Source organism: Candidatus Hydrogenedentota bacterium (assembly GCA_016791475.1).
GTDB lineage: Bacteria > Hydrogenedentota > Hydrogenedentia > Hydrogenedentales > JAEUWI01 > JAEUWI01.
The window spans coordinates 1-630 of sequence record JAEUWI010000295.1 but is presented as its reverse complement, the minus strand read 5'-3'; the positions used below and the strand labels follow the sequence as shown (position 1 = coordinate 630).

At 67.3% G+C, this 630-nt stretch carries 2 protein-coding genes; both read right to left on the bottom strand.

Going from position 1 to position 630, the window contains the following annotated elements; translation table 11 throughout:
* Positions 1–132, bottom strand: a 132-nt coding sequence (locus tag JNK74_29295) for an FAD-binding oxidoreductase (protein MBL7650272.1), incomplete at its 3' end; no start/stop codon positions are given.
* 23 nt (positions 133–155) lie between these two features.
* The gene (locus JNK74_29290; protein ID MBL7650271.1) at positions 156–482 is read right to left on the bottom strand and encodes a hypothetical protein; all 327 of its coding nucleotides are present in this window, start codon (positions 480–482) and stop codon (positions 156–158) included.
* Positions 483–630: the final 148 nt, after the last annotated feature.

The following is a 630-nucleotide window of genomic DNA, read 5'->3' as shown; positions in this document are numbered from 1 at the left end:
GCTGGTCAGGCGCGCGCGCTCGACGAGCAGCACGTCCTTCCAGCCAAGCTTTGCGAGATGGTAGGCGGTCGAGCATCCGGCGATGCCGCCGCCGATTACGACCACGCGCGCCGACGACTTCAACCCCGACATGCCCGCTGCTCCTACGCTGATTTCTAGTTGACCCGCGTGAGGAGCGGCTTGCCTTCGGCGGCGCAGATGAGATTGTCGACCACGAGATCGCCCATCGCCTTGCGCTTCTCGACGGTCGCCGAGGCGACGCAGTTGGCCAGCGCCAGGATGGCGCCGACCGACAGGTCGAGGCCGCCCGTCAGCACCGGCAGGGTCTGCGCCATCGTCGCGAAGGCCAGCGCCACGCCCTGGTGGGCCAGCGTGTTGACGACGACCGGCGACAGGCCGCGCGGGTGGACGTTGAGGAACGCCACCAGCAGGGCGACGAGGACGGCGCAGAGAAGGGAGACGGACGGCTTCGCAGGATGCATGGACTGGGCTCGCTCCAGATGTTCGGGGGCTGGTGCCCGGATGCTGGGCCTTCGGGAGGCTATTCGAGAAGGCCAGTTTGAGCCATCGGATCGGCATCCAGTGTGAACGGCTTCACAGGCTCGTCGGGGAATTCGACCGAAGGAGTCG